Genomic DNA, 10,558 nt, shown 5'->3' on the forward strand with positions numbered 1-10,558 from the left:
TCACCCCGGCCCTGGAAGCCCTCAATGCTGCCACAGGTGGTCGACAAGCGGACAAATTGAGTGCCGATAATGGCTATATGTCAGGTGCCAATCTGGCGGCACTGGAGGATGTTGACGCCTATATTGCCACCGATAGAGGGGAAAAGCCCGCCCCCACGGGATGGGATGCCTCAACGCGTAAGCTTGTCAAAGCCGATTTCATCTACCATCCCGAAACAGATCATTTCAGTTGTCCTGGCGGTGCTGTGCTGCCTCTCAAGCATCGTAGCAGGAATGGCCGTCAGTTTTACCAGGCAGCGCCTGCCGACTGTGCGGCCTGTTCTTTTCGCGAGCGTTGTTGCCAATCCGCTAAAGGAGAGGGACGCACAATCAGCACCGATGACAAAGAGCCGCTAAGGCAACAGATGAATAACAAAATGGCCTCGGAAACGGGCTGGGCAATCTATAAAAATCGCAAGCACATCGTGGAGCCGGTTTTCGGTCAGATCAAGAACCTCGGTTTTGGTGGATTTAGCGTCCGTGGTCATGCAAAAGTAGCGGGAGAGTTTTCTCTGATGTGTGCGGCCCATAATCTCAAAAAATGGCCAAGGCGATAACCAAGGGGTTAGTCCGTCCAGAGGGCAATAAATTAATACCAACGTCGGTCTAATGACCTGATGTTGTACTGAAAATAGGCAAAATAGGCATCAAAAACGCCATTGGACCGTTTTATTGGTCGCTGGTGAGCACACATCATCTTTAGGTGTTTGTTGGATGGTCTTTTGATCACCTTTTAGGTGGGCATACCGTATTCTCGGACAGCCTCCTAGTGTCTTGCCCTGCTGTTGCAGGCGATGACTGCCATCGTCCATGGCACCTCCAAAGTTGAGCTCATTGAAGGTCGAACAGACGGTCGGATGACCGGTTAGACAGTGGGCACACTGCCCACAATGTGCAAACGACAGCACTACATGGTCACCCACCTCTAATCCCTTTACACCGGCGCCGAGAGCTTCAACCACTCCAGCACCCTCATGCCCCAACACAATAGGAAACGGCGCAATGCCCAGATCGCGCGCCACGGCATCGGTATGACAAACGCCAGTGGCAACAATACGAACCTGAATCTCGCCCAGGGCGGGGGTAGCCAGCTCAACCGTGTCCAGCGCGAACGTCTCGCCCATGGCGGAGGTAATGGCGGCTTGAATCTGCATGGACATACTCCTTTCTCGTATTATCCCATCCGGCCAGGGGCCGAACGGGGTTTCTTAGTCCCCTGCTAATACTGAATCAAGGTGTCAAACCCAAGCATCACAGGAATTTCGTGAGCTGCAGGCGGACGGTATTACCCTCGCTTTCCAGTCCTTTCAAACCTCCGGCGCTGGCGTCATATTCATGATAGTAAGCCCCCTTGAGCATGACCCCGGCCGTGGGCCAGAAGTAACCCGCTTCAGCACCCACCGCGTGACGCTCGGCTTTATCACTGGTCGGTGCGTCCTCATCAGCTTCGAGCTGCCAAGCATCATAGCCCACCAGGCCAAGCTCCAGACCATTGGCCAACCGGTGGCCGATACCCCACTCCACTAGCCAGCTGTCACCTGGTGTAATACCGGTATTATCCTGTTCGGTCTTGATTTCGTAGCGAGATAAGGCCGAGACGTTCCAGCGTTTCTCCTGATCAAAATGCCACATGCCACCCAAAGTCAGCATCGTGCTGCCATAACCCTTACCCACCGACGCGGGGTTGCGTGCATCAAAATCGGCCGTATCAAACCAATGCCCGGCGGCGAAGGTCGCATCCCACTGCGCGCCATGCCAACCCAGGATCACCGGACCGACAAACAGATCGCCAATGCCGTCATCTTTGAAGCTTTGCCCACCGGCGACATCGAGATCGAACTCGATATCCAGCATCGGGATAATCGTTTCCATCCCATAGTCCGCCCCGAGAAACTGCTTATCGGTCATCCAGATAAAGCGATGAGCCAGTGCAGTCACGGTGCCACTATTGTCGCCTGGCACCGCAGCACCCGAGCCATCATTAAAGTTATCGACATCGTATCGAAGCAGGTAACCCCGGTAGTAAAGTCCTTCGGGGGGCGCGGCCGCGGCGCTCAAACCCTCGATACCGGGGGGATAATGTCCGTTGACGGCAAATGCGGGCATGGCGATGGCGCTGGTACCGAGAGCGGCCAGCCAAACAATTTTCTGGTATTTCATGGATTATTGTCTCTTTTGTTAGCCTTGTCCCGTCATCCACCTTTGGCGGATGACGGGAGTGGCGCCAAGTGCTCAGAAGGGATAGTCACGCGGTGTTTGCTGAACGCTGACCCAGTGGTCGGTGGTGAACTCCTCGATGGCCCAGTCGCCATTGAAGCGTCCCAGCCCCGAATTCTTCTCACCGCCGAAAGGCACATGGGGTTCATCATTGACCGGCATGTCGTTTACATGAGTCATGCCGGCCTTGATACGCCGGGCGAAACGCGTCCCCCGCTCCAGGCTGGCGGTAAACACTGAACTGGAAAGGCCATACTCAGTGGCGTTGGCCAGTTCCAGTGCGTGGGCTTCATCGCGTGCTTTCTGGATACCTACCAGCGGCCCGAAGATCTCCTCGCGGCTGATTTCCATGTCCGGGGTGACGTTACCGAATACATGAGGCGGCACCAATTGGCCGTTGACCTCCCCCTCCAGCAACACGCTGGCGCCTTCTTGCTTGGCGGAGGCGATCTTGACCTCCAGGCCCTCACGCTGTTTGGCGTTGATCACCGGTCCCACCACCGTGGCCATGTCGTCGGGGTCACCCACCTGGAGCCCTTTCACCCGCTCGACAAAGCGCTCGACAAAGGCGTCATAAAGATTCTCATCGACGATGATGCGGTTGATGGCCATGCAGATCTGCCCCTGGTGAAGAAACTTGCCCATCACCGCGGCACTCACCGCCTGGTCGAGGTCGGCGTCATCCAGCACCACGAAGGGGCTGTTACCACCCAGCTCCAGTGCGACCTTCTTGATGTGTTCGCCACCGCTGGCAATCCGGCCAATGCCGCGCCCTACCGGGGTAGAACCGGTGAAGGACACCATCCGCGGCACGCGATGCTCGACGAAGGCGTCGCCAATCTCGCTACCGGCCCCCACGACCACGCTCAGCACGCCCTTCGGCAGGCCGGCTTCCTCGAATATCTTCGCCAGCAACAACCCGCCGGTCACCGGGGTATCGCTCGCCGGCTTGACCACCACGGCATTACCCAAGGCAAGCGCCGGCGCAATGGAGCGTTGGGAAAGGTGAAGCGGGAAGTTCCAGGGGCTGATCACCCCCACCACCCCCAGCGGCTCACGGTAGACCCGGTTCTCCTTGCCCGGTACATCGGAGGGAAGAGTCATGCCATGGACACGACCCGGCATGCTGGCGGCCTCCTGGGTGATGCCACGGGCCGCGCCCCATTCGATATTGGCCTTGAGACGGGTACTGCCCGACTCGCGTATCAGCCAGTTGATGATCTCTTCCTTGCGGGCATCAAAAATGCCGACCACGCGCTGCATCAGCGCAGCACGTGCGCTCGGTGGAGTCGCCGCCCACTCAGCCTGGGCCTTCTCTGCGGCGGTGAAGGCGGCATCGAGGTCGTTGCGATCGGCCAGTCGGGCAGTCAGCAGCTGACTGCCGTCATAAGGATTGAGCACCTCGACGGTGCGCTCACTGCTGCCTTCTCGCCACTCGCCTGCGATCGGTTGAAGGTGAAAATCGCTATACGCATTGCTCATGATGAAGTCTCCTTAAACGATGGCACTGACAAACCGTAGATAGCCACCATTACTGACGAATGCCGGATTTACCGGGCGACAGAATGCCATTCGGGTCCAGGGCATTCTTCAGCGCCGTATGCACATTGCGCAGCGGCTCACCGAAGGTACCCGCGACCTGTTCCATGAACTCGGTATTGGTGCGGTACAGACCGTAACCGCGCTTGGCAAACTCATCGATAAGCTCCGCGAAACAGTCGTAGGCACGCTGGGTCTCATCCGGATCTTGGCGGTTGTAGAGCAGGTCGATGACATGGTGCATATCGCGCCAGCCGACGATGTACTCGGCTACGTAGTCAAAGCCGTACTTGCCGAGAATCTGTTGAGCCAGCGCGGTTTGATCCTTGGTCTCGCTGCCCTTGGCCTGAGATACCGGGGCGAACCACATGGAGCCGCCGCCCCCACGCCAGTTGTAAAGCCCGAATTCCTGGAGATTCATGTCGCCTTTCATCAGTGCCGAGCGGTATTCGAAGCCGCCGCCGCGTTTCTCGGCCTCCTCGCCATACATGATCTTGGCCTTGCCACTCTTGCTGAAAGCCTGCTCGACGATGTTCCAATTGACCTCGATCTGCTCGGGCGTGCCGTAGAGCGCCGCATAGACGTTCCATTCGCCGATTCCTTCGTCCCGCTTGATGCGCTCGATAGCCTCACGTGGAATGGAGTCGGTGCCGTCGTAGTAGTCCTTGCGCACCACATGGGTGCCCGCATCCCACAGGGTGTGCACGATGACCACGGCATTGGGAATGATCTGGGAGATACGCAACGGACGCAGTACTTCAACAATCTCCTCGATATCCTCAGGATCCTGGTACTGGATCAGGAAGGGGCGATACGCGGGCGGCTCGGGCATCAGCCACAGCCCCATCTTGGTAACGATGCCGTAGTTCGACTGTGTAAAGAGCCCATCGATATAGGGGCCATAGCCCCACTTGAAGACCTGCCAGGAGCTGGAATTTTCGATGCCGCCCATACCTGTGCGCACCATTTCGCCATTGGCCAGCACCACTTCCATGCCGCACTGGAACATAAAGTGTTCGCCGTAAGGGGTATAGCCCACGCCGCGATCCAGGGTGTTACCCACCGGCCCGGCAATCGCCGAGGGAGCCGGCGGATCAAGCCACAGTTTGTAGCCCTTTTCCTGGATGTAGTCGTAGAGTTGCTGGTAGGTCACACCAGGCTCGATCAGCGCCGTGCAGACATCCGGGTTCACATTGATAATGCGATTCATGCGGTGCAGGTCGAGGATCACCTGGCCAGTTTCGCCCGGCGCCGCCGAGCCGTAGCCCAGATTCTTGCCGGTGGAAATCGTCCAGATCGGTACCTTGAACTCATTGCAGGTACGTGCGATTTCCTGCACTTGTTCGGCGGTGGTCGGCAGCAAAGCCCCAGACGGGATGTAATCCGCATCATCGCCGGCCATCATGATCTTGGTGTAAGGCGCCAGCTGGTCGCTCTCGGTCAGAACGCTATCAGCGTCGAGAATTTCGCGAAAACGGCCCAAGGCAGTATCGAAATCCGCCTCAGCCACACCTTTTGGAAGAATACGCGGTGCCGTGCTCATAAATTTGTCTCTCGATTATTGTGATCAGGGGCTCAAACGAAGGCTCAAAGTCGAACCAGGAAACTCAGCTCGCTGGTATTCAGAGGCGTCTCCGTCGGGCGATGGAACTGCTGGGCATGGCGCCCTGTCGTGGAGGTTAGCGCTAACCGGGCATACTCTCGTCCCAGCGCGGCTTGCCAGCTACCCGCCTCAACAGCCAGTGGCTCTACCAAGGGGCCACGCTGGCTCATCAGGTGATGGACTCCTCCTGTGTGGCGACCCAGCGCTAAAATTCGCCCGCGCCCAACGAGCAAGCTAGTCAGCAGCACCAAGCCCGCTTCATCGGTGAAACCGGCAGCCAGCGTACCGCCAGGTAAAGCACTCAACATCAGTGGGTCCAGGCGTCCCTCGTAGCGAGGCGCCCAGCCTTTTTGGCGCAACCCCAGCCCCAGTTCCGTGGTTGAGTCGGCGGTGCCGTAGAGATTGATTTGGCCGTGCTGCGGCACTTCGGTTGATCCGGTCTGACCGGCCCAGGCGGCACTCATGGAGAACGGGATAGAGGAGCCCAGAAGCAACCCATTTTTCAGCAATTGTCGACGTGTCAGCTTCATGGCTTCACTCCTCTTCAGCGGTATCCGCAAACTCGCCGTACATCAGTGCCTGAATCAGCGCGTCTAATTCCTCATCGCTCACCTTGGCTTCACGGAAGGACGGCATGGCCCCACGGCCGTTACGCACCGTGGTGCGAATATAGTTGCCCCACGCCTCATGAGCTGTCTCGGGAAAAGCCATGGTGATCTCGGGACCGACCGCCTTGTCCAAGGCATGACAATGGGCGCAGATCTGTCGATAAACCTCGGCAGGCTCACGCGCTTCCGACGCTACGGCATTGGGAACGGAGACCACCATCGGCAACAGCAAACCGCCGAGAAGAGCAAGGCTTTTAAGCCTCGTGTTCGAAAGAAGCCGTAAAGGCCCTATTGTTGTGTTTTGCATAGCAGTATCACCCTTCAGTTCGCCATGAGGCATGTCATCAGCGGAGCGACACAGCGAAACCTTATACTTTAGTATAAATCAATAGGTTAGCGCTGTGTCCTGGGTGTTTTACCTATCAAGAAGCGTGCCGATATCAGAAAAAATCACAGTATCAAGGCATTAGCCAACAATGCGGCGCAGCATAGTACGGCTTACGAACATCTGTTCGCCAAAAATGGTTAATCATTTGAGCAGCCATTCACTAAATGATTAACGCGCCGCGCGCTCATCAACGACAGCGGACTTTCCCATGGCGCTGTATCAAGTGGTACGCTTTCGCTTTGAACCAACCCTGAGCCGGCATGTTTCTCTCATCTTCCGACTATCCTAACGCCCGCGACTTGATGGATGCGTTACGCTTTCTCCCCGAGGAAGGCCAGATCTGGCTGGGTGAGCAACGCATGCTCCTCATGCCGCTGGCAGCCTCCACTTTCTTTCGCAACGAGCTGATCACCACCCTCGGTATGGAGCGTGCACGAGGCCTGTTCATGCGGCTGGGATATTACTCGGGACTAATGGATGCTGAGCTGGGCGAGGCGCTCAGAGGAAAACGTCTGGGCCTGGAGGAGAGCTTTCTTGCCGGTCCCCAGCTACATGCCCTGCAAGGTCATGTTCAGGCCATACCCGTCAACCTGGAAATGGATCTGGCCCAGGATCACTTCTACAGCGAATTTATCTGGAAAGGCTCGTTTGAAGTGGACGTGTGGCGCTCGCACGGCCATCAGAACGAACCAGCGTGCTGGACCCTGCTGGGATATGCGTCCGGCTATGCCACCCAGCTGCTGGGACGCGAAGTGCAGTATCGGGAAGTCACCTGCCGCGCCTGCGGCGATGACGATTGCCGCATTATCGGCAAGCTCGCGCATGAGTGGCCTGACCACCAGGCTTTTGCCGAGTTGTTGCGCGAAGCCCCGCTGATTGATGAGCTTTACGAGCTGCAAGCCCGCATTGCGACATTAGAGAGCGACTTGGCACGCACACGCGATAAAGAGACGTGGGGACCGATTGGTTCAACGCCTGTTTTTCGTGAAATGCTCACCATGCTCGATAGAGCCGCGCCTTCTGAGGTGTCTGTACTGCTGCTTGGCGAAACCGGCACCGGCAAAGAGATCCTTGCTCGACGCCTGCATGACCAGGGCCAGCGTGCGGACGGCCCCTTTATTGCAGTGAACTGCGCGGCGATTCCCCCCGAGCTGATCGAGTCGGAGTTGTTCGGCGTCGAAAAAGGCGCCTATACCGGCGCGGTGCAGTCGCGCATGGGGCGCTTCGAGCGCGCCGATGGAGGCACCCTCTTTCTGGATGAGCTCGCAGAACTCTCTCCCAGAGCCCAGGCAGCGCTACTAAGAACGCTGGAAGAGCACCAGATTGAGCGGGTAGGCGGTCAAACGGTCAGAAACGTGGATGTACGCATCGTTGCCGCAACACACAACGACCTGTTGGAGCGTGTCGAACAAGGCAGTTTTCGTCAGGATCTATTCTATCGCTTGAATGCCTTTACCCTGACCGTCCCTTCATTATGCCAACGGCTTGACGATATTTTGCCCCTTGCCGAGCATTTCCTGCGTCACTTTGAACACCATTATCAGCGCCGTACACTAGGCTTTTCCGATCAAGCGCGCTCCACCATGTGGCAGTACCGCTGGCCGGGAAATGTGCGCGAGCTGAAAAATGCCGTCGAGCGCGGCGTTATTCTCACAGCCGATCACAAACATATTACCGAAAAAGCCCTGTTCGGCGATTACCGCGTCCCGACGTTGGAACGCGAGAAGGCCCAAGGACTGGATGCCGCAGGCATGCTGACATCTTCACCCGGCGAGCATGTCGTAAGCGCCACGCCCCGTCAGCGTATCCAGCCGCTGCTGGACGCCGGCATGACTCTGGAAGACGTGGAAAAAGCACTGATTCAGGCTGCACACACCGACAGCGATGGCAATGTCACCGCCGCCGCACACCGCCTCGGCATGAGCCGCGCGGCTTATGCCTACCGATTAAAAAAGTACGAGCTACCCTGAAAAACTCCGGATCACATTCGTACTCGACCACGCTCTACGCTTTAACATTTTGCGCTTAGCACCCAAGCGTCGTGCTGAAAGAAGCCTTGGTTTTCACGTATCAGTTTCGCTGAATGCCTTGCTCGCCGGGCCAGCTCGACCTCCTGGCGGCGCGCTAACGTATGGGCGAGACGCTCAAGAGCGGCTGCGGCCTCCAGCGGGGCTTGCCTGAGGTGGCCAACCCGACGCAGACTCGCCTCGATGCGTCGTGCCGTGCCCGGTAGAATTTCCGCCTGACGATACCGCTGCAGCGACTGAAGCACCTCACCCAACGTCAGTGCAGTGAGGCTGCCATCGACCACCCGGTGGGTCGGCTCGCCTTGCAGGTGAGCCCAGTGGACAAGCCGCATTACCCGGTGGTAAAGGCGTGCCTGCCAGATCTCTTCGCGCCCCGCGGTGCCTCGCAGGGCCATGGCCTCTAGTTCGTGGAGCATCATGCCTTCGAGTTGACGCTGGCGACGCCGGGCGTTGGTCGGAAATACCAGCCGGAAGGAGATCAGCGCCAACAGCGGGCCGGCTACCACTGCCAACGCCACCGCCAGCGAGTGCTCGAACGTACCGGTAAGCGGCATCGCCGGCTGCGATAGCAGCAGCAGGATCATCACATAATCCATCGAGCCATTGAGGGTGCGTCGGTGGGAGAAGGGAATCACCGTTATCAGGATCAGCGGCAGCAGTATCGCCACCAGCTGCCATTCCTCGCCGGCCCAGGGCCACAGCAGCCAGCGCACTGCCAGAGCGATGAGCGCACCGACTGCTTGCCAGGCGAGAATATGGCGCATGATCCAGGCCGGGTTCTCGAAGGTGGAGAACAGCGTCACCATCACCGAAGTACCCAACATCACATAAGCCCCGGCAGGCCAGCCGGTGACCACCCAAGCCAGGCCAATGACCAGCAGCACGCCGGTGGTGCGCAACATGGCTTGGCGGGCATGCACCCAATCACGATGACGGATCACCAGTCGCCGGGCTTGTTCACGCTGGGTGCGTCCGGTATCGCGAAAGTACTGACGCTCAATCAGGGCATCGCCAAGGCGCCCCAGTACTTCTGCTAGTGCCGGGTCATCCTCAGCGAGGCGACGTGCGCGCCTCAGGTGTTCCGCCACTGTGGGCAAGGGCTCGGCACTGTCCATGGCCAGAGCAGCGTCTGCCACCGCCTTGCCGGCAGCAGCGTGATGCGGCCCCTGCTCACGACGCCGAACCCACAACAGCGTAGCCGTCAAGGCAGCGAGCACCGACCGCTGGGAACGCGCCGAGTGGCGAGCCCGGCGCGACCCGGCAGCGCTAGGCTCAAGTTGAGCCTCCAGAATGGCAATATCGGCGAGCAGCTCGTTCGGCGCCTGAGCAGTGATTCTTGGTTGACGGTTCAGCCGCTCGGCCAACAAGTGCAGCACCCGGGCAGTGCTGCGCCGCCCCCGCTCTTCAAGATCGCTGCGCGAGCTGCGCGGCGTCAGCAGCAGACCCACAAGCAAGGCCATGCTCACCCCGACCAGCACGGTGAGCAGGCGGTCGGCGCCCAGGGCCAGGGTATTCATATTTGATGCGGTACCCAGCAGCGCCACCATCGAAGCGGAGTAACCCGACAACAACGCAGCGTAAGAAATCATGCTGTGCAGGGCATTACCTACCCCAGCACACAACCCGACCCAAAACGCCAAGCCGATGACCAGCCACAGCAAGCTGTCCCCTGCCGCCAGCAGTAACAGCAGCCCGACCCCGGTGCCCACCAGGGTACCGAGAACTCGGTAGAGGCTTTTCTCTATCAGCAGCGAACGTACCGGTTGCGAGGCCGCCCAGACGGTCATCGCCGCCCACTGCGGATGCTCCAGGCCAATCGCCCAAGCCATGCACAATGCCAAGCAGGAAGCCAGCGCCGTGCGTAACCCAAAGCGCAAGCGCTCAATGTCAAAGCCTTTGCGAGAGAGCCAGCGCGCCGAGCGGTTCATGTGAGTTTTGGTCATGACGATGCAGATAGACTCCCAAGGCTAGCCGCCTCGATGAAAGTTCGCATAGCGATAAAATGATCCAGCATCTATATGAACTACCACGCCTAAGCGGCTGCGCCGTTAGACGTGGTTTCACTCGCTCGTTGGCGAGCTTCTAATGTCAATCGGTGATCAATGTGCGTAATTGACATGGGCGTGTCCACAACGCC

At 58.5% G+C, this 10,558-nt stretch carries 9 protein-coding genes; 2 read left to right on the forward strand and 7 right to left on the reverse strand.

Annotated features, from left to right (window positions below; translation table 11 throughout):
* The coding region (locus DU506_RS19635) for a transposase (protein ID WP_147273788.1) at positions 1-596 on the forward strand (596 nt) is incomplete at its 5' end.
* A 90-nt stretch (positions 597-686) separates the two neighbouring features.
* Here the strand turns inward: DU506_RS19635 and DU506_RS19640 are convergent.
* From DU506_RS19640 to DU506_RS19665, 6 genes are all read right to left on the reverse strand, one after another.
* A complete protein-coding gene (locus DU506_RS19640) occupies positions 687-1,193 on the reverse strand; it encodes an alcohol dehydrogenase catalytic domain-containing protein (protein ID WP_114488558.1) in 507 nt (168 codons plus the stop codon).
* A gap of 97 nt (positions 1,194-1,290) precedes the next feature.
* On the reverse strand, positions 1,291-2,199 hold the full coding sequence (locus DU506_RS19645) for a SphA family protein (protein WP_114488559.1): 909 nt from the start codon (positions 2,197-2,199) through the stop codon (positions 1,291-1,293).
* Between the two features lie 72 nt (positions 2,200-2,271).
* Complete coding sequence (locus DU506_RS19650; RefSeq protein WP_114488560.1) at positions 2,272-3,738, reverse strand: aldehyde dehydrogenase family protein; 1,467 nt, start codon at positions 3,736-3,738, stop codon at positions 2,272-2,274.
* 49 nt (positions 3,739-3,787) lie between these two features.
* Positions 3,788-5,338 carry an FAD-binding oxidoreductase gene (locus DU506_RS19655; protein WP_114488561.1) on the reverse strand — a complete coding sequence of 517 codons (1,551 nt, stop codon included), beginning with the start codon at positions 5,336-5,338 and terminating at the stop codon, positions 3,788-3,790.
* Between the two features lie 44 nt (positions 5,339-5,382).
* A complete protein-coding gene (locus tag DU506_RS19660; RefSeq protein ID WP_114488562.1) occupies positions 5,383-5,928 on the reverse strand; it encodes a hypothetical protein in 546 nt (181 codons plus the stop codon).
* Between the two features lie 4 nt (positions 5,929-5,932).
* Entirely contained in the window at positions 5,933-6,313 is a 381-nt protein-coding gene (locus tag DU506_RS19665; protein ID WP_181870832.1) for a c-type cytochrome, read from the reverse strand.
* Between the two features lie 341 nt (positions 6,314-6,654).
* Here DU506_RS19665 and DU506_RS19670 point away from each other — a divergent pair, with 341 nt between their 5' ends.
* Positions 6,655-8,364, forward strand: a complete 1,710-nt coding sequence (locus tag DU506_RS19670; RefSeq protein ID WP_114488564.1) for a sigma-54-dependent Fis family transcriptional regulator — start codon at positions 6,655-6,657, stop codon at positions 8,362-8,364.
* Positions 8,365-8,405: 41 nt separating this feature from the next.
* Here the strand turns inward: DU506_RS19670 and DU506_RS19675 are convergent, their stop codons facing one another.
* Positions 8,406-10,364, reverse strand: coding sequence for an FUSC family protein (locus tag DU506_RS19675; RefSeq protein ID WP_114488565.1), 1,959 nt, complete (start codon positions 10,362-10,364; stop codon positions 8,406-8,408).
* Positions 10,365-10,558: the final 194 nt, after the last annotated feature.

It is taken from the genome of Vreelandella rituensis, from assembly GCF_003336665.1.
Taxonomy (GTDB): Bacteria; Pseudomonadota; Gammaproteobacteria; order Pseudomonadales; family Halomonadaceae; genus Vreelandella; species Vreelandella rituensis.